The 19943-nt window shown below is 40.8% G+C and carries 14 protein-coding genes; 11 read left to right on the plus strand and 3 right to left on the minus strand.

Features of this window, described 5'->3' with window-relative positions:
- Positions 1–33 precede the first annotated feature (33 nt).
- A complete protein-coding gene (locus tag K401_RS0113095; RefSeq protein WP_024293378.1) occupies positions 34–972 on the plus strand; it encodes a glycosyltransferase family 2 protein in 939 nt (312 codons plus the stop codon).
- A gap of 437 nt (positions 973–1409) precedes the next feature.
- Here K401_RS0113095 and K401_RS0113100 read toward each other — a convergent pair whose 3' ends face one another.
- The 3 genes from K401_RS0113100 to K401_RS0113110 all read right to left on the minus strand — a co-directional run bounded on the left by K401_RS0113100 (position 1410) and on the right by K401_RS0113110 (position 6871).
- Complete coding sequence (locus K401_RS0113100; protein WP_024293379.1) at positions 1410–3203, minus strand: GH25 family lysozyme; 1794 nt, start codon at positions 3201–3203, stop codon at positions 1410–1412.
- Positions 3204–3429: 226 nt separating this feature from the next.
- Entirely contained in the window at positions 3430–4530 is a 1101-nt protein-coding gene (locus tag K401_RS0113105) for a PspC-like choline-binding domain-containing protein (protein ID WP_024293380.1), read from the minus strand.
- 514 nt (positions 4531–5044) lie between these two features.
- Positions 5045–6871 carry a phosphotransferase gene (locus K401_RS0113110; RefSeq protein WP_024293381.1) on the minus strand — a complete coding sequence of 609 codons (1827 nt, stop codon included), beginning with the start codon at positions 6869–6871 and terminating at the stop codon, positions 5045–5047.
- 751 nt (positions 6872–7622) lie between these two features.
- On the opposite strand from K401_RS0113110, the gene K401_RS0113120 reads away from it, so the two are divergent.
- From K401_RS0113120 to K401_RS0113165, 10 genes are all read left to right on the plus strand, one after another.
- Positions 7623–9284 carry a PspC-like choline-binding domain-containing protein gene (locus K401_RS0113120; protein WP_024293382.1) on the plus strand — a complete coding sequence of 554 codons (1662 nt, stop codon included), beginning with the start codon at positions 7623–7625 and terminating at the stop codon, positions 9282–9284.
- A gap of 1384 nt (positions 9285–10668) precedes the next feature.
- Positions 10669–10995 (plus strand): hypothetical protein, encoded by a 327-nt coding sequence (locus K401_RS31240; protein WP_024293383.1) that lies wholly within the window; start codon positions 10669–10671, stop codon positions 10993–10995.
- Positions 10988–11245: an IS66 family insertion sequence element accessory protein TnpB gene (tnpB, locus tag K401_RS34215; protein ID WP_084492878.1), complete on the plus strand. Its 258-nt coding sequence runs from the start codon at positions 10988–10990 to the stop codon at positions 11243–11245. Before K401_RS31240 ends, tnpB begins: the two co-directional genes overlap by 8 nt.
- A gap of 280 nt (positions 11246–11525) precedes the next feature.
- Complete coding sequence (locus K401_RS31855) at positions 11526–11717, plus strand: hypothetical protein (protein WP_024293384.1); 192 nt, start codon at positions 11526–11528, stop codon at positions 11715–11717.
- A gap of 601 nt (positions 11718–12318) precedes the next feature.
- Entirely contained in the window at positions 12319–12642 is a 324-nt protein-coding gene (locus tag K401_RS32425; RefSeq protein ID WP_278246389.1) for an IS66 family transposase, read from the plus strand.
- Between the two features lie 1032 nt (positions 12643–13674).
- The gene (locus K401_RS0113145; protein WP_024293386.1) at positions 13675–15261 is read left to right on the plus strand and encodes an O-antigen ligase family protein; all 1587 of its coding nucleotides are present in this window, start codon (positions 13675–13677) and stop codon (positions 15259–15261) included.
- 9 nt (positions 15262–15270) lie between these two features.
- Positions 15271–16677 (plus strand): sugar transferase, encoded by a 1407-nt coding sequence (locus tag K401_RS0113150; protein ID WP_024293387.1) that lies wholly within the window; start codon positions 15271–15273, stop codon positions 16675–16677.
- A 20-nt stretch (positions 16678–16697) separates the two neighbouring features.
- On the plus strand, positions 16698–17840 hold the full coding sequence (locus K401_RS0113155) for a glycosyltransferase family protein (protein ID WP_024293388.1): 1143 nt from the start codon (positions 16698–16700) through the stop codon (positions 17838–17840).
- Positions 17837–19018, plus strand: a complete 1182-nt coding sequence (locus K401_RS0113160; RefSeq protein WP_024293389.1) for a glycosyltransferase family 4 protein — start codon at positions 17837–17839, stop codon at positions 19016–19018. The genes K401_RS0113155 and K401_RS0113160 overlap by 4 nt, the downstream gene beginning before the upstream one ends.
- Before the next feature lie 10 nt (positions 19019–19028).
- The gene (locus K401_RS0113165) at positions 19029–19937 is read left to right on the plus strand and encodes a glycosyltransferase family 2 protein (RefSeq protein WP_024293390.1); all 909 of its coding nucleotides are present in this window, start codon (positions 19029–19031) and stop codon (positions 19935–19937) included.
- Positions 19938–19943: the final 6 nt, after the last annotated feature.

Genomic DNA, 19943 nt, shown 5'->3' on the forward strand with positions numbered 1-19943 from the left:
CGGCATATCCCCTTGATTCATTAGGAGGCAAACATGAGAAAAACATTATCGGTCGTGGTATCGTGCTACAATGAGGAACTGGCTCTCAACCAGTTCTATGAGGAAACGGCCAGAATTTTAAATAAACTTGACTGGGACTATGAACTGATTTTTGTCAATGACGGAAGCCAGGATGGCACCATGAAGATCCTTGACCGTTTATCCGGACTGGATAAAAAGGTGAAGGTAATCAGCTTTTCCAGAAACTTTGGCCACGAGGCGGCCATGATTGCCGGGCTTGATTACAGCAGCGGAGATGGAATCGTCTGCATGGATGCAGATTTACAGCATCCTCCTGAGTATTTGCCGGAGATCGTCAGCAAATTTGAAAGCGGCTATGATGTCATCAACATGGTCCGGACAAAAAATGAATCCGCAGGCTGGTTCAAGAACTTTGCCTCCTCCTCCTTTTATCATTTGATCAATGCGCTTTCCGATGTGAAGTTTGAACCAAATGCTTCTGACTTCTTTGCCATATCCAAACGGGCTTCTCAAGTGCTTAAGGATAATTACAGGGAAAAAGTCCGCTTTCTGCGGGGATATGTGCAGAACATCGGTTTTAATAAGACTACCATTGAATATGAGGCCGGAGTCAGGGTGGCGGGAGAGAGCAAATATAGTATTAAAAAGCTTATGGTATTTTCTTTAAATACGATTATGTGCTTTTCCAATCTGCCTTTAAAGCTTGGGATTTATGCCGGTTGCGGAGCAGGCCTTCTGGGAATCGTTATGATGATCTATACCATATGGAGCTGGGCAAGAGTTGGGACTCCTAACGGGTATGCCACTACCATTGTGCTGATCTGCTTTATGTTCGCGGTGCTGTTTCTGATTGTTGGGATCATCGGGAATTATATTGCGATCCTGTTTGCAGAGTTAAAGGACAGGCCTATTTATATTGTTGGGGAGACGAAGAACTTTTCTGAGCAGTGATAGTTGCGGAGGGAAAGAGAGATTGTATCAGAGGGGTTGATAAGGGTTTATATATGAAATTTTGTATATGAAGCTTTGGATAAAAATTCTTTGAACGGAATTTTATATATGAGGGTTTTGTATAAAAGAACTTTATATTAAGAGAATGTTGTATAAGGAACTCAGTATAGAAGACTTTGCAGGGGACTTTTTGTAAGCAGTTTTTAATAAGAGTTTGTATATAGCCTTTCCATAAGGGACCTGGTATAAGAGAACTTACAAGAAAAGTATATATGAGTGACTTTAAAGAAATAATCTTGAATCAGAAATGCGCTTTGAATCAGGCTGAAAAGCCGTTTTTCAAAGCGCATTTTTCTGCTTTCAGAGCTATCTTTGTGTATGGAATAGACTATCACATTACAGTGCAGATCCACGATCTACAGCGTTTCATCTGCCATTTAATTATGTATTCCAGGTCCGATTTCCTTCGTCTGGTCGGCAGCGGATTCCGCAGGTGCGGTTTCTGTTTGAGCAGGCTGACTTTCCGCCGTGCCTTCTCCTGCCGGCTGCTCAGAGGCTGCCTGAGGCGTTACCGTGCATACGCCGTTGGCATCAGCGGTATAGGAAACACCATCCAGTACAAATGTACTAGAGGCCGCCATCTTTCCATCAGCCGGATTTAAGTAATACTGCTGGCCGTTGACTTCAGTCATGCCGGCTGTCATGGCACCGCTTGCGCCAAAGTAATACCAGGATCCATCAATCTGTCTCCAGCCTATGGTCATCTTACCGGAAGAAGCGCTTAAATAGTACTTGGCTCCCCGATCCTCAAGCCAGCCGGACTGCATCTTTCCGTCATTCCCAATATAATACCAGTTTCCGTCAGGATTGACCCAGCCTGTGGTCATGGTACCGCCCTGGTTAAAGAAATACCAGCTGTTATCAATCAATTGCCATCCCGTAGATACTGCACCGTTTTCTGCAAGATAATACTTGGTGGAGCCATCGGTATGCCAGCCTGTTGCCATAGAGCCATCGTTATTTAAATAATACCGGGAACCATTGTTATCCAGCCAGCCGGTAGCCATTACGCCGCTTTCCTGTAAGAAATACCGTTTGCCGTTTAAGTCCTTCCAGCCCACAGCCATTTGTCCGGAAGAAGGATCCAGGTAATAGTACTGACCGTTTAATTCCTGCCAGCCTGTTGCCATTGCACCAGTGGAATCCAGATAATAACGCGCTCCGTTGTCAGAAAGCCATCCGGTATTCATGGAACCGCTTTGATTAAAGAAATACCATTTGTCAGAAAGCAGCTTCCATCCGGTGCTCATACGTCCCGTGGTTTCATCCAGATAATAACGTAATCCGTCCTTATCAAACCATCCGCTGGCGGTCAGCCCTTCTTCGTTTAAGTAGAACCAGCCGGAACCATCGTTGATCCATGCGTTTTTCTGAATAGAATAATTCTGGTAGTAATATGTTTTTCCTCCAATGGTTCTCCACATATTTCCTGGAAGCTTTGGAGTTAAGTCCTTATAGAGGAAGTCAATGTCAACGTTTCCGGTAATGCCGTCAATGGAACCGGTGCTGGTGACCTGCCACATGATAGGGTTGGCATAAACATGCTTGGCCTCATACCTGGCAACCCATATGTCATAATGCATATTGGATAAGTCTATCTTATTTGATAACCAGTAATCATTGGCATAAACGATGGGGTAATACCCGGCATCTGCGATACGCTGGCAGAATGCGTTGATCACTTCGCTCACCTGTGCCGGAGGCAGGGTGCCAAGGGTGGCGCTGTCCTCTGCATCAAAAGCGATAGGAAAGGAAATGGGATAATCCTTTACCAGGCTGAGGACAAAATCTGCTTCCGCTCTGGCCATCTCCGGAGTAGTAGCCAGAGAATAGATGTAGGCGCCAACTTTAAGACCTGCCGCGGATGCACCCTGTACGTTGGTGTGGAAATTGGGATCTACAACACCCTTGGATCTGGTTCCCAGCATGACAAAGCTGACATCATCTGCCGCTACAGCTGCCCAATTCACATTTCCCTGCCATCTGGAAACATCGATTCCTCTGGCAATTACCTGTTCAATCACCGTGCCGTCTGCCAGCTGATAATAGCCGTTGACCTTTTCATAGCCCGCTGCCCAGGAATCCATGGCCGGACCAAATCCAGCAGACATTCCCATAAAGGCGCATAATGCTGCTGCGGCAAAACGTATGCCAATTTTTTTGTGTCTCAATGTGATACCTCCTTATCATTCGAGTACTATAAATTACCGTGCGCTTTTATGCTTTTGGAAGGAAAAATACAGGCCTATAAATAAGGTGAAGCTTGCCTGCTTTGAAACTTTCCTTGGTTTTTGCGGCAGGACCAGATGGTTTCCCGGCCTGACTCTTTGCGCACATAAATAAAGGGGTATCCGCGCCGAGGTGCAGATACCCACACAGATACTAAGTCATATGAGATCAACCGGGGCCTGACGTAAGCCCTGGCGACAGCTGATACCCGTTGCTGCCTGAAGGAGTGGTTGAACCGCCGGGAGTATCGTTTGAGGAGCTTCCCGGTGCTCCGCTTAAGGTGTTGCCGTCAGAAGAGGATCCTCCTGGTCCGCTGGAGTCCGATGTGTTTGAAGTGGTTCCGCCGGGAGCAGTGGTCGTATCAGTTGATGTACCTCCGGGAGTGCTTCCTCCGGAAGTTCCGGAAGGTGAACCGGAAGCGTTTTCCTGATAAGCTCCGCTGGAACCAAAGGTATAGCTCTTGCCATCAATGGTAAGGGTGGTGTTGGCCGCCATCTTGCCTGTAGAAGGATCAAGATAATAGTAAACGCCGGAAAGCTGTACCCAGCCGGTCATCATATGCCCGGAATCGTTAAAATAATACCAGGAACCGTCAATTTGCTTCCAGCCATGGGCCATTTTTCCGCTGCTTGCATCCATGTAATATTTGTTGGTTCCGTCACTGAGCCAGCCGGTCATCATCTTGCCTAATACGGATTTGGAATCCACATTGAGATAATAGTAGGCATTGTCAATCTGTTTCCAACCGGTGACCATCTTGCCGTCAGAGCCGAAATAAAACCAGTCGTTTCCAATCTGTCCCCAACCAATGGTACATTTACCGTTTTCTTTAAAATAATACCAGCCGCCGTCCATTTCACGCCATCCGATGGACATGGAACCGTCGCCCTTCATGTAGTAGTAGTCATTGCCTATTTTTAACCAGCCCTTTACAAGGACGCCTGTGTCATCCATGAGGTAATAATATTTTCCGCCGTCTTGTATCCATTTGGTAGCCATGGCACCGTTGGAATGAAAATAGTACCAGTTTCCGTTGATCTGTTTCCACCCGGTAGCCATATAGCCTGTGGAGAGGTCAAGAAAATAAAAGGTTCCGTCGGATGTCTTTACCCAGCCTTTATGAATGGAACCATCCTCATCAACATATTTCCACTGGGAACCGTCTGCAACCCAGCCGGTGGCCCCCCAGGCTGTACCAGCCGGTATCAGAGCAGCGGTTCCTACAAGCCCTGCTATCAGCAGAGCTGTTAAATTTTTTCTGTATCGCACACCGTCTATCCTCCTGTTCTAGCCATTTTATTTTTCTTATTTCTTGGGTCCGCAGTGCAGCGAGTAAAACCGCAGGTTTACGAGCTCATGGGCATTCGCCTTGTGATATAAGTCGCAGAAGGATTATCTTAAGTCTAGGAATAAGAAAAATCTTTCTTTGTCTAATTTCGCGGATCCGTAGTGTGGCTTGCAAAACCTGCAGTTTTACGAGCTCACGGGCATTTGCCCTGTGAAATAGGTCATGGAAGGATTCTATTATATGTAGGAATAACAAAATCTTCCCTTGCCTTATTTCATAAGTCCGCAGTGCAGCGAGTAAAACCGCAGGTTTTACTCGCTCACGGGCATTCGCCCTATGAAATAAGCCATGAAAAGATTTTCTTATGTGCAAGCACAACGAAAATCTTTCCCTGCCTTATTTCGCACTGCTCATTGCATTCGTGTACATTATAGCATAGTACCGACAGGAATACATAAACATTTTATTACGATTTGCGGACAATTTCCAAAAATATCATATTTTGGAGATTTCAGAGCACTTTTTATAGTAGTTTTTTGCATATCGGTACATGATTATGGTGTATTCGCCAAATTCCTCACCTAAGGCTGCTTTGTATACCGCCCAAAGGCTCCACAGGAAACCGCCCAGGGCCATATAGGCGTAAATGGTGAAACGCTCTTCATCAGAAGGCTCCCGTTCCAGGTAGATCTTTATGAGGTCATCCGCCTGTTCTTCGTCATAATAGGAATAAATCGCACACATACTGATATCCACCAGGGGATCGCACATCCCGGAATATTCCCAGTCAATTAATCGTATATTGCCGTTTGGAAGCATTAAAAAGTTGTCCACCACCGTATCAATATGGGAAAGGACCTTCTCATGCCCCAGGCTGTCCAGCTGGTTTAAAAGCTCTGTCATCTGTTTACGGACAATGGCGTAATCGTCAAACAGGATGTCCCCATGGGCTTTACAAAGCTTTTCATAGAAATCGATCCGCTCACGAATGTCAAAGGAGTGGTCTACCTTAAGCCCGGATTTGTGGAACTTCCGGACAACTGCCATGCAGCGTTTTATTTCTTCCCTGTTGGAAGGATCCGCATTGTGGGCACCTTCATAAAATTCCGCAATTTTATATCCTGTTTCTCCATTAAAGTAAATGACCTTTTCCGAGATATCCAGTCCGTTCAGGGCATCATAAACGGCTTTCTCCTGCTGACGGTTAATAAGGAGTTCTGTTCCGGGTCCAGGGATGCGGCAGATATAATGGCGGTCCTTTATTTTAAAAAGAAAGGATTTGTTTGTCATGCCTGACTTTAAGCAGCGTATTTCTGTGATTTCAGACTCAGGCACCTGAAATACGGCTGATACTAATTCCATGGCTTCATTATCGGAATGGCGCTGATATTTCAAATCGAAACGGCGAAGTTCTTCCAGGTTTTCGAATTCATATACCTCGTCAGCCGGTCTTCGGTTGATAAACAGGTCAATGTCCTGTCTTGTTTCCGGAATATGAGGAAGTCTTTTGGCAGCTTCTCCTGACAGCATTTCCATGTAGACATTTTCCCAGTAAAACTGCTCTGTTCCAGGAAGATTGTAATAATTTTCCAACACGGTTAAGAACTGTTCTGAAAAGGATTTGGAGAAAAAGACCGGGCCATACATTACCCATTTGTCCTGCCCGCCGATGGATACATTTAAAATGCGTCCCTTCTTATTATAATCAAGGCACCATTCTGAGGTTTCACCTTCCATAAAGGATGCGGAATACCAGGCGCCGGTTTCATAGGCATGATACATGTTATGGCGCATCCAGTTATCAGAAGAGAGAACATACATATTTTTACCCCGAAGGATCTCTCGGGCATGGTAAATGGTGGTCAGGGTGTTTTTATGGGAATATTCAGGATTATATAGAAGCTTAACCTGATATTTGTCTATAAGGTATTCGAATTTCTCTTTTAAATAGCCCACTACAATGGTAATGTTCCTGATTCCTGCTTCGTGCAGCTGGCGGATCTGACGTTCAATCATGCGTTCTCCGAATACCTCCAGCAGTCCTTTGGGAGTTTCAAAGGTTAAGGGAACAAAGCGGGAGCCAAAACCGGCAGCAATGATGAGTGCGCCGTCCACTTTATTTTCATTTAGCAGGGCCTGTCCTGCTGGCAGCAGCTCATAGGCGTCGCTTCCGCTTCCAATCTCAATGTAATTTTTCTCAATGCATTCTTTTATCAGGTTATTAACGGTTCCAAGGGAAACGCTAAGCTCTTTTGATAAATCTCTCTGCGTAACTGCCGGGTTTTCCAGAATGGAACGGCAGATGATGACGTTACGATCCATAGTTGATTGACCTCCGTATAGGTTATAGTTTGTATAAGGGTGTTAATGTAGAATGTTCAAATGTAGCGATTATTGTAAATATATGAACATTATACCATTGGAATGGTAAATTGCAATAGGGGATTATAGATGGAAGATTATTATGTGATTGTGAAAGAAGACTGTGATAGAAAGGTTCGAAAGAGGATTGTGACAGGAGAGTGTGATGATAGATTTTGATAATTTAATTTGCTAATAGACTGTAGGTGTGACCTGGGAACAGGTCTTTGATGAGGTATTATGATGATATGGTTTAATCTGATATATAGTTTGACTTTGTTGGGTATAGGGGCTGTTATATAGAAAAGGAAGTGGCCGGTTACTGTCTGGAAAAAGCTTTGCATCTAACGGCTGGACTCCGTTCTTAATAGTATTTTATGAAAGGGAATATCTCAGAATAAGCCTTTAAAAACAGGATTGTACTTATAAAAATACAATTTTGTTACAAAAAATAATTTTCGTAATGATTATGTAAGAAAATGAACAGAGAAATGTTATAGCATTTTCCTAAAAAATGTATTATACTATTCCATGTGATGGAGGAATTGATAGCTTCTGGAGGAAATGTAAATATTTTTTTCTTTTTGCAAAAAATGCAAAAAAAGTAAAAAAGGTATTGATAATTTCCATTATAGGAAGTATAATTACCTCGTAATGCAATTAGGAATTTCGAAAAAGTATTTCAAAAAGAAAAAAGGAGAGTGCATTAATTATGAGAAAGCAGACCAAATTAGTTGCTGTTTTATCTACAGCAGCACTGCTTGCATTAGGCGCTTCCATGTCCTCTTTCGCAGCAACAGGCTGGCAGGAAGAAAACGGTACATGGGTGTACTATGACAAGAACGGCGACTTAGAGACAGAAAAGTGGGAGAAATCAGGAGATAACTGGTTCTACTTAAACGAAGATGGCGAAATGGCTACCGATGCTGTCGTTGAATACAACGACAACTACTACTATGTAGATGAGAACGGTGCTATGTCAACCAATAAGTGGGTTTCTGTTGAGAACGAAGATTACGATGGAGATGACGAAGATGAACCAGTAAATAACTGGTACTATTTTGGATCCAACGGTAAAGCTTATAAGAGTTCCAGCAGCAGCAGCAACGCTACTTTCAAGACTATCAACGGAAAGAAATATCTCTTTAATGATGAAGGAAAGATGTTATTCGGTTGGATTGGTACAGATGGCGAGAGAAAGACTGGCGACGAAGCTTGGCAGGAAGGCGATTACTATTGCGGAGACGAGAACGACGGTGCACAGACGGTTGGCTGGGTTTATCTTGATATCGTAGATAATAACTATGAGACAGATTCAGCGGGTCAGTCCAGCAGCAATGTTTTTGATGATGAGAATCAGACACGTTGGTTCTACTTCAAGAGTAATGGCAAGAAGCTGACTGACGAGAAGGGCAAGACCATCAACGGCAAAAAATACAGCTTTGATGAATATGGCCGTATGAATGCAGAATGGATAGTTTATGATGCTACACCAACAACTGCAACAGCTAGCCAGGGTACTGCTGATTACACCAGAAACTGGAGATATTATGGTACACCAGAAGATGGTGCTAGAGTAACCAAGGGCTGGTTCAAAGTTGTACCGGATGAGAATCTGTATGAAGGCAAGTATGATGATGATGAAGATGCTTGGTACTATTCTGATAAAGACGGTAAGTTAGTGGCTTCTGAGATCAAGACTATCAATGGTAAGAAATATGCATTCGATACCTATGGTAGAATGAAAGATGGTCTGAAATTTATCAAATTTGAAGATGGAAGCACAACTAAGATTGAATCACTTTTAGCTGATGATACCCGCAGCGATGCAAAGTTTGATACAGAAGATAACTTTAAGGAAAGTGCTAATAAACTGTTAAGTGAAGAATATTACTGCTATTACTTTGGTTCAGGCGATGATGGCTCTATGAAGACCAACAAGCAGACTGTTTCCATCGATGGCGAGTCTTTCAACTTCTTGTTCAATAAATCTGGTAGCTATAAGGGCGCTGGTAAGACTGGTGTTGATAACAGCAAATATTACTTATCAGGAATGCTTTTAAGTGCAGCGAAAGATGATAAATATGCAGTTATAAAGATTGATGAGTCAGAGGCCACACCTAAATATTCAATCTTGACAACAGATGATTTCGTTGATGAGGACTATGTAACGACACCAGGAGTTCCAAGTGGAAAAGATTGGACTGAATATTATGAAGTTGATAATGATGCAGCAGCTGCTGCTAAGATCAGCTACAAGTTAGTAAATACCAGCGGTAGCGTACAGAAGAGCAAATCTAAGGCTAAAGATGGTAATGATCGTTGCTACAACCAGACTGGTGAGAAGATTAATTACGTATTCGTAGAAGACTAATTGTATCTTATTGCAAATTAGTGATTAATTTAAGGAGTTGCACACTGCTGAATTCGTTCAGCCAGTGTGCAACTCCTTTTTGAATCTTGAATATGTGTTATAGGTTCTTTGCCAATAGTTGGGGTATAGGAATGCAGTATAGCTCCTATTGTTGTATAGCTTTAGTTTCTTAGCAAAATCTTGAAAGCTATAAAATGTATGGGTGGCATTGAGACGCTCATTGTCCTTGCGGTGGCTTCATTCAACCTTGCCATTATACCGGGTGTAAATGACGGGATCAGCTTATAAGTTATGGTATGCTGTTCTATATGAACCTGAAACAGGGTCGGTTTCTTCCTGAGAGTCGTAAATTCCGAGCCATTGTCGGTCTGAATGTATTTAAATCGGGCAGGTTAGGAGGCTTAATAGCCACTGCCCTGTTTTTTGAGGAATCAATATAAGCCAGGAATTGAGCATGAATATCCCCACTGCATAAGTTTCACCCAGAAAACAACTAGGCTAGCATGAGGATTGTGCTTACGTATATCCAGAATCAACTTGATTTCCTCAAGGGAATGTTGGTTGGGATGATGAAGTGGTTGCCTGGAGTGCTCTCTGAGGGACTCAATGGAGCGTCAAAGCGCTGATTCCAGGGGGAGATATACTGTCGATTGGTCTTGTACTTGATGGAATCCTTAGAGACTCCATGTTTTTTTGCATAGTTAAGGAGTGATGGACGAAATCTCATATCTTGCGTTATACTAGCCATGTGGAGATACCTTCTTTTGTTTCTGCTTTGGTTTGGCAATTAGAATATAACACAGAAATGGTATTTCCATCTTTTTAATTATTCAGTTGTAACACATTAATTGTGGGATTAGGGCCTGAAACCTTTGGTATTTTAGTAAATCAAAAAACTGCAAATAATCTCTATAATCAATTATGTGAAAGTGCATATAATGAATATCATCATATTTTAATCACGGTTGGACTTGCGGGTTTGATATCTTATTTAGTTTTTATATTTGAAAATGTAAGGAGATGTCTTTATTGCAAAGATAGTCACCATATATTATGGCATTATATGTATAGTATTCAGGCCATTGTAAATATCAACTTCCTATTGTCACACCTATATTCTGGCTTTTAATAAGTTTTGGGGGTGCAAGGTCTATAGATGTGTTATCGCAGGAAAGTAATCATAAACTTCAAATTCTGATGAATATTTTATTCTCAGTATTTGGAGTTTTTTATTGAAGGAAAGAATCTGAAGTTTAATAAAAGAACTATATTATTCAAAATTGACACTATCCTTCCTGACCATTTTGAGATAATGAACTCAATTATTATTACTTGGTATTAAAAGTTGAGTCCTGACCTTTTAATACTGGTCAGGAGGATCCCAATGAATTCCACAACCAGTATGATTACTGAGGTATACCGCATTCAGCAATGGGATGCCGATATCCATGAATACCAGATGCGCCTGAAAGATGTATCTGTAGCTGCCTGGTGCCATGATCATGGTATCACAAAAGCCAACTACTATTATCGGCTACGCCGTGTCCGCCAGGCCTGCCCCAGTCATTGCCAAGCCTCCCACCGTATCATCTGCGGGAAACTCAAATGGACTGGATGCTGTGCTGTGCTTTGTGACTATTCCATCGAAGTAAGGAACTTGATTTCAGTAGAGCTGCTGGAAAAACTGATCCAGCTCGTGCAACATGCTTAATGATGCTGGTGGAGGTTACAAGGTATTCCTTGCTTGCGGTTATACGGATCTGCGCTGGGAAATTGACGGTCTTTCCGCCCAGGTTAAAAAACAGTTCCTCCTCGATCCATTTCAGACGGGCATTCTGTTCCTTTTTTGCGGACGCAGAACTGACCGGATCAAAGGACTCTTATGGGAACAGGATGGATTTTTACTTCTTTATAAGAGGCTGGAGGCCGGCCGCTTCCAGTGGCCCCGCAATGAGCAGTAAGTCCTTGCTATTACTCCAGAACAGTACACCTGGCTGATGTAGGGGCTGTCTATTAAACGGCGCAGAGGATCAAGGGGATTTAGCGAAAGAGACCTTTATGAGTTTGCGCAAAACAGAGAAAAAGTTTGGGGACGAAAAACGTACTTTCTTTTAAGAAAGCCGTTTATCAACAAGAGGATGCCTTGACTTTTCTCCTTTCCTTGATACCTTCTGATTCTTAGATTCGCTTTTTCTACTTTGTATAGTATAATAAAGCCATCATAATCAGGAGTGGACGGACATGGCCAACACATTTACAGAAGTACAACTGAATCAATGCAGTAAAGAGGTGCTTGTGCAGCTCTTTTTATCCATGCAGGAGCAGATGGGCCAGCTGAACCGGAACGTGGAGCTTCTGATTGAACAGCTTTCCCTTGCGAACCAGAAACGTTTCGGACGTTCCAGTGATAGGCTGAAAATCGATGGCAGTTAAGCATGAACGATTGTTTTAATGAGGCGGGGGTCATTGCCGATCAGGTGACGACTGTGGACCGGAGATAGAGGGAATTTCTCCCTGAACCTATAAACGCCGTAAACAGAAGGGAAAACGAGAGAAAGATTCAAAAGGCATTGAGACCGTGGAGGTTCTGCATGAGCTGAGTGAAGAACAGCTGGAGCAGATCTTCTGCAAAGACGGTTGGAAATGACTGTCGGATGAAGTTTATAAGCGTCTGGATTTTCACCCAAAAACTTTTAAAGTACTGGAACACCATGTAGCAGTTTATGTCGGAAAGGACAATGAGACCATGGTAAAGGAAAAACGCCCTCATGACCTTCTCCGGAACAGCGTCGTGGCTCCGTCTTTAGAAACTGCCATCATGAACTCGAAATACGTGAATGCCATTCCTCTGTACCAATTAATGCAGGAATTTGCCCGCAATGAGGTCCATCTATCCCGGCAGAACATACCCAAGGGGGCACGCTGTGGCAAACTGGACCATTCAGTGTGCAGAACGTTACCTGTCTTTGTTTTATGACCGTATTCATAGGGAAATATGCAGCTGCCCGGTCATTCAGGCAGATGAGCCCCCGCCCTGGTCAATAAAGGTGGAAGAAAGGCTGGCTCCAAGAGTTATATGTGGGTGTATTGGTCGGGGAAACTATATGACTCACTGCCCAGTGTTCTGTACGAGTATCAAAAGACCCGAAACGCCGGTCAACCGAGGGAATTCCTCAAAGGGTATAAGGGGACCTGTGTGACAGATGGGTATCAGGTATACCACACCCTGGAAAACGAACGGGAGAATTTAGAGATCGCAGGCTGTTGGTCTCGCACCCGCCGTCGTTTTGCTGATACCGTCAAGTCACTAAGCAAAGAAAAAGCAAAGGACACGTTTGCTTATCAGACGCTGGAGTAGATTGAAGCAATCTTTAAACTGGAAGAGGCATTTGCAGGCCTGTCCCCGGAGGAGCTGGTCAGTCAGTGTCAGTTTAGTAACAAAAGCACTGGTTGAGGTCTATTTGAGTGGATAAGAGCCAATCAAAATCAAGTGTCGCCAAAATCAGAGACAGGAAAAAGTTTTACTTATTGATTGAACCAGTAAAAATATCTGAAGGTATTTCTGAACAATGGCCTTGGTCCGGTAGACAATGCTGAATATATCATGTTCTATTTAGGGTGTCAAATAAGCTTCAGCCTCACCCGTGTCTTTCTTATGATACAAAATGGAGTATCTGGGCCATTTAAATTTTGGATTCATATGGAAACCTTCTTTAATGCTTTTAACTCGATGATGCGACCCTCCTTGCTATAGATATCGTATTTGTAGGTGTAGAGAATTTCTTTTCTTTCAGAACTGGAATGCTCTGAAGCATTTCACAAATTCTGTAATACTAAGATTCTTGATATTACCAGTCCAGATTTTGTCCTCTTTTTGTTACTTGCTTTCGAGTTCCGTTTGCAGATGTCGTAAAGTAATTCTGCATAATGAGGTTCCATACCGAAGGTTGGGTGAGACTAATAACGGGAAGATGACCCTTATATATACCTTAGTTGTAATAAGATTTTTATCGTAAAGTTCCTCAAACTAGGCGGATATATAACTGTAAAAAAGATGGTTTAGCTTTGTGACGAGACCATTATATACTCTATTTGTTGCGAAACGTATAAATATCAATCTTAAGATTTACGAGATATTAATATTTAGGTGTATACACCTAAACACGACTGGTTAAGAGTAGTTGGGTTAGTTCCGGAGTAGATAGTTTGATGATTGAAGCTATAAAAGAATATTAAAGAAAAAGTAGGAAAGCTATAAGATGTTTAAAGAAAGTGTAAGAATAAGACTGCCTTTTTCCATATTCATGAAGTTGCGTTATCTTATAGTAGATGATATACTGTTAGAAGGTTGATATACTAATTATAAACAATAAAAAGTGGAGATGGAGTAATGTCAGAAAATAATATCGATAATGGTGTGGCCTTAAATAGTGAAATAAAATTGATTGGTAATGCAATTGCTATATTTACAGTCTTGTTATTAACAATATTCCCTTTATATTATCATGACTATTATTTTGATATTTTAGTAGTAAAATACAAATTCTTTTATATAACTGTGATTTCAATGGCCGTTATTTTACTACTATTAATTACGTGTATGATAATTCGTGATGGTAACATTAGGAAGTTAATAAAGATTACCTATTTTAGTCGCTTTAACTTGACAGATAAAGGAATGATTTTTTTTTGTATAATTGCTACTATCTCAACTTTGCAATCCGATTATAAATATGAGTCGTTATGGGGAAATGAGGGCAGATGTTCAGGACTGTTTCTTTTGTTAATCTATGGTCTGGTGTATTTTATGATTAGCAAAGGAGTTCGTTATAGCAAATGGTTAGTTGAACTGTTTTTATTTGCTTCAATGCTTGTATGTTTGTTTGGTATTACAGATTATTTTATGCTTGATATATTTGGATTTAAGAAAAACATAGCTAGTAATCAATATAATATGTTTGCATCTACAATTGGTAATATAAATACATATACTGCATATGTCGCTATGGTCATGGGAATATCAACAGTTTTATTTGTAAGTGCGAAGTCGTTATCTAAGACAATTTGGTATTTTGCTTGTATGATAATTTCGTTTTTTGCAATTATTATGGGCCTTAGTGATAATGCTTACTTAGCTATTGGAGCCTTATTTGCTTTTTTACCAATATGGTTGTTTAAAAATAGAATTGGCGTGAAGAGATACATTCTTACTCTGACTACATTTTTATATGTTATTTATGTGGTAGACTTTGTAAATAAAGTAATGCCAAATCATGTGCTGCAAATGAGCGGCATTTTAGAAAAACTTTCTGGTTACAGTAAATTAGAGTATATTGTGGTTGCAGCTACTATTATCTGTTGCATCATTTATTTGTATGATTTTACCCGAAAGAGTAATGGTGAATACGGAATAAAGCTGCAAGTTTCCTGGGCCATTTTCCTGGCAGCATTATTTTTATGTGGGCTGTATGTCTTATATGACGCCAATATTGCAGGGCACGGAGAACGCTATGGGGCACTGGGAGATTATTTGGTTTTTAATGATGAGTGGGGTACCCATAGAGGTTATATATGGAAAATTGGTCTTGAATGTTATGGAAAGCAGCCTTTAATCCATAAGATATTTGGCTATGGTCCGGACACCTTTGGGGTTATGATTTTATCGTCAGGGAGATATGCCGAATCGTTAGCAAAGTATAACGAATATTTTGATAGTGCTCATAATGAATATTTACAATATTTTATTACAATGGGACCTTTCGGCCTGGCATCTTATGTATTGATTTTAGTCGGTGCAGGAATTCAGATGGTTAAAAATGCAATAAAAGATTCATATGTGATGGCTATACTGTTTGCAATGATTTGCTATGCAGTGCAAGCAGTTGTAAACATTAGTATACCAATAACGACACCAGTATTTATCGTATTAATAGCGGTTGGGGTAGCAGGAAGCAGAAATGTTGTGTCAGAAGATTAGAGGAATAAGATGAGTAATTATGAACAGTACAAAAGGTTGGTTCGTTTTGCTGCCGGCATGGTTCTGATAGCGATAGAAATGCTGTTATTTGCCTATGTGTGGGTTAATTTTTATAATCCTAAGATGGAATGGCCATATGTGCGCTTAGGGCATTATTTTATAGCAACTGTATATGCCTTTGCCCTTTTTGTATTCAGTAATATGTATGGGGCGTTAAAGCTTGGTTATATGAAAACATATGAAGCAGTGTATGCCCAGACCCTGGCCTCGATCTGCACCAATGGACTTATGTATATTCCCATAGTATTACTAACAAAGCATTTTCAATCGATCATTCCATTATTTTGGATGACGGTCGCGGATTTTTTTGTTATTGCAGTCTGGAGCTTTCTTGCAATTAAGTTATACCGGACCTTGTATCCACCCAGAAAAGTGTTGTTGGTATACGGAGAGCGCCCGATATCCGTATTTATGGACAAAATAAATGACAGGACAGACCGGTTTGCCATCGGTGAGTCTTTGCATATTTCCGTAGGAGAAAAAGTGATTCGGAAGAAAATAAAAGAATATGAAGGCGTTGTCATATGTGATATTCCATCTCATATCCGCAATTCTATTCTCAAGTTTTGCTATGGAGAATCCATAAGGGTATACGCTACGCCCAAGATATCTGATATTATAATCCGGAGCGCGGAAAGCCTGCATTTTTTTGATACGCCGTTAATTTTAGCGAGAAATGACGGACTGACATTTGAACAGCGTTTTATCAAAAGAATAGTGGATTTAATATTATCTGTTTCTGCGGCTGTCTTACTTTCGCCTATAATGCTGATAACTGCTTTGGCAATAAAATTATATGATAAAGGTCCGGTGCTATTCTTTCAGGACCGTTGTACAAAGGATGGAAAGGTTTTTTCTATCTGTAAATTCAGGAGTATGATTGTAGATGCAGAAAAAGAGGGGATCTCAATTCCGGCCACGGACAGTGACCCCAGGATTACGCCTGTAGGCGCATTTATCCGTAAATACCGCATTGATGAACTGCCGCAGCTCTTTAATGTCATCAAGGGCGATATGAGCCTTGTAGGACCCAGGCCGGAGCGTATTGAGCATGTAATACTTTATACAGAGGAGATACCGGAGTTTAGATACCGAATGAAGGTAAAGGGTGGGCTGACTGGATTTGCGCAGGTGTATGGCAAGTATAATACGTCAGCATACGATAAGCTCAAGTTGGATTTGATGTACATTCAAAACTATTCATTTTTACAGGATATAGAAATCATCTTTAAGACAATCAAGATTCTATTCATGAAGGAAAGTACGGAAGGCTTTTCGGCAGAGGCCGCTACTAAGATTATCAGTGAAACGAATGATACAGTTATTTCAGCAAAAAGCAATGAAAGCCAGGAATAAATGGTCAGAAAAGAGAAGCTATGAAGATTGCAATTATTACCAATTCCTCCAGCTACGAACCTCGTGTGCAAATGGTCTCGGATTTTTTTGCAAGCCAGGGGTATCAGGTTTGTTTGATTTTATCGGATTTCATTCATAGAGAAAAAAGAAAAGGTCGTCTGCCGATTAATAACACCGTATTTATAGATACGATTCCTTATAAACAAAATCTATCTTTGAAAAGGCTGTATTCTCATTACGATTTCTCAAAAAAAGTTTATGCCTATTTAAAACATATAGATTTTGATATTATTTATGTGCTGGTACCGGCGAATTCGCTGGCAAAATATATGGCATTACTTAAGAGAAAGTATCATAAAGGGCTAATTATTGATATTCTTGATTTGTGGCCTGAATCTCTTCCTTTTAACTATGCAAAAAAGATATGGCCATTCAGTATATGGATGAAACTAAGAAACGACAATTTAAAATATGCAGATTTAATTATAACAGAATGTACATTATATCAAGAAGTATTGAAAGATCATCTTATTCAGATGCCTGTATTAAATGTATACTGGCCACGGGAAACGGAAGAGATGGTTGATTTGCATGCGAGAGAGTATGACGAAAAAGTTCATATCTGCTATTTGGGATCAATTAATCATATTATTGATATTGATTTTATGGTAAAGCTGCTGGTGTGTATACAAAAGCACAAAACAGTTAAGCTCAGTATCATTGGCGATGGAGAAAGCAGAGAAGAATTAACGAATGCGTTGGATTCATCTGGGATTGATACGGCCTTTTACGGTCCTATATATGAAGAGTCAGAAAAGATGAAAGTAATGGCGGATTGTGATTACGGGTTGAATATCATGAAGAATTCCGTTTGTGTAGGTATTACAATGAAGTCTGTGGATTACTTATATGCGGGATTGAGTCTGATTAATAATATTAAGGGTGATACCTGGCAGCTGGTTGAAGATAATGGTATAGGGTATAATTGTAATTATGAAAATATAGATACGGCCGCACAGAAAATTGCGGAAAATGTGATAGGAAAAGAATCTAAAGAGACAGTCCGTCAGTGTTATCTGCAGAATTTTTCAAAAGATGCTTATATGAATTCCATGGAAAAGTGCCTGGAAATAGTTGAGAGAATACAGGAGAGATCAGGATGAATATACTGCACATCTCGCCCTATTACCCTTCTCTGGAGACGAATCATGCCGGCGGGGTATGTATGGGGAAAGAAATTGAAAGCCTTGAAAAGAATCATAACGTATATATTCTGACATTTGTTGCTTCTAATTACGATAAAATATTGGCTGCTTCAGAGAAAAGAGAACACTGCTGGTATGTTATCATTCATAAATGGAATCGGGCATTACATGTAATGTTGGAGCCATTTTTACCGGCTTATTTTGCAGCAAGAACCTCTTTTCGATTTGCAGCAAAACTGATTTACTATATAAAAAGGTATCATATTGAGGCGGTTCATGCTGAATATTCATCCATGGGTCAGTATATAGGGCTGATAAAGAAGATATTTCCCCTGGTAAAGGTTCATTTAATAGCGCATGATATTACGGTCCAGTCATATGTGAGAAAAAAAGAGGGCAGCAGAGGCCTCAAGCGCCTGTACTATGAATGGGAATACAAGAAAGTAAGATTGTGGGAGGGACGCTACTGCAGAAGTGCGGATGAGGTACTTACATTTAATGAAAAAGATTGCAGACTGTTAAAAGATTTATACCGCATCGAAAAAATACGTGTACTTAATCCCTATTATGGAATCGAGGATGTTCATTCAAAGCCATCAGAAAAAAAAAGGGATGTGGAGTATGCAAATATCTGCTTTTTGGGCCAGATGGGCAGGGAAGAAAATTATTTGGCGGCGCAAAGACTCATAAGAATTGGGTATATACTAAAAAAAATAATCCCTGAATTAAATATTTATATTATAGGTAATCAGCCGTCAGAGGCATTAAAAAAAGAGCAAAATGAATTTATTCATATAACAGGATTTGTTGAAGATGTGGATGAATATATGCGGAAAGCACAGGTGGCTGTATTTCCATTAACTTTAGGAGCAGGAATTAAGGTAAAGGTATTAAGGAGTCTGGCTCTCGGAGTTCCGGTCGTTACGGGAAGGGTAGGAGCGGAAGGCATCGATGAAGACGGCGAGGTAATTTCACTGGCAGAGACGGATGAAGAGTATATTGACAAAGTGTTGAAGCTGGTTAAGGATGAGAAAAAATGTCTGGAGCTATCCCGTTTAAGTCGGGAATATGTAAAAAGGAATTTCAGCTGGGTAAAAAGCGAAAAAATTTTAAAATGCTTATATGAGAAAGAATGAAGAGTGAACGATGAAAGAGGCATTCGTTGGAATCGTATTAGTGAACTATAATGGCGCCGCAGATACTATAGAATGTATCGCCAGTCTGAAAGAAATGACGTACAGCAATTACAAAATTATTGTAGTTGATAATGGAAGCTCAGATTATTCCTTAAGTTCATTGCGTGATAAAAAAAAGAAAAATGATTTTGAACTATTGGAGCTGACTGAAAACAGAGGCTTTTCTGCCGGAAACAATGCTGGCATCCATCTGGCTTTGGAATTGGGAGTTGAGTATATCCTTCTTCTTAACAATGATACACTGGTGGAACCAGATTTTCTGAAAGATTTAATGATGGAAGCGGCGGATATTCCTGAGGGCTCAGTACGGACCAGTACCATTCTTTATGCAGACGATAAAGAAAAAGTGTGGTATGCAGGCGGATATTACGATTTAAGGACTGCTAAAGTATCACAGGCGGGAATGGGAACCCTGTGGAAGCCGATCCAGGATCAGCCGGTGGAGGTTTCGTTCATAAGCGGTTGTTGCATGTGTATCCCGGCTCCAGTGGTACGTGATATAGGATTACTTGACGAAAGTTACTTTCTATATGAAGAGGATACTGATTACTGTCAACGTCTGCAGCAGAAAGGGATAAGGCTTTTTTATGTGCCGAAAGCTGTTATTTACCATAAGGTGAGCAGCAGTACATCTAAAACTGAGAAAATGTCGGGTACCACTCAATATTATATGGTAAGAAATAAGTATTTTTTTATTAAGAAATACTATAAGGGCAGCAGTAAAATAATTCCCTATATTCACACTCTCGTGATGTACTGTTATTATTGCATTAGATATGGCATGAAAATAAGGTATATTGCATGGGGAATATACGATTTTTTGAATGGGAAGATGTATAAAACAAACAGAAAGCTATGATTTTAT

It is taken from the genome of Lacrimispora indolis DSM 755 (assembly GCF_000526995.1).
Lineage (GTDB): Bacteria > Bacillota > Clostridia > Lachnospirales > Lachnospiraceae > Lacrimispora > Lacrimispora indolis.

What these genes read in the sequence shown, in the direction of transcription:
- K401_RS0113095 (WP_024293378.1), top strand. Translation starts at nt 34, where the DNA reads ATGAGAAAAACATTATCGGTCGTGGTATCGTGCTACAATGAGGAACTG.
- K401_RS0113110 (WP_024293381.1), bottom strand. Translation starts at nt 6,871, where the DNA reads ATGGATCGTAACGTCATCATCTGCCGTTCCATTCTGGAAAACCCGGCA.
- K401_RS0113120 (WP_024293382.1), top strand. Translation starts at nt 7,623, where the DNA reads ATGAGAAAGCAGACCAAATTAGTTGCTGTTTTATCTACAGCAGCACTG.
- K401_RS31240 (WP_024293383.1), top strand. Translation starts at nt 10,669, where the DNA reads ATGAATTCCACAACCAGTATGATTACTGAGGTATACCGCATTCAGCAA.
- tnpB (WP_084492878.1), top strand. Translation starts at nt 10,988, where the DNA reads ATGCTTAATGATGCTGGTGGAGGTTACAAGGTATTCCTTGCTTGCGGT.
- K401_RS31855 (WP_024293384.1), top strand. Translation starts at nt 11,526, where the DNA reads ATGGCCAACACATTTACAGAAGTACAACTGAATCAATGCAGTAAAGAG.
- K401_RS0113145 (WP_024293386.1), top strand. Translation starts at nt 13,675, where the DNA reads ATGTCAGAAAATAATATCGATAATGGTGTGGCCTTAAATAGTGAAATA.
- K401_RS0113150 (WP_024293387.1), top strand. Translation starts at nt 15,271, where the DNA reads ATGAGTAATTATGAACAGTACAAAAGGTTGGTTCGTTTTGCTGCCGGC.
- K401_RS0113155 (WP_024293388.1), top strand. Translation starts at nt 16,698, where the DNA reads ATGAAGATTGCAATTATTACCAATTCCTCCAGCTACGAACCTCGTGTG.
- K401_RS0113160 (WP_024293389.1), top strand. Translation starts at nt 17,837, where the DNA reads ATGAATATACTGCACATCTCGCCCTATTACCCTTCTCTGGAGACGAAT.
- K401_RS0113165 (WP_024293390.1), top strand. Translation starts at nt 19,029, where the DNA reads ATGAAAGAGGCATTCGTTGGAATCGTATTAGTGAACTATAATGGCGCC.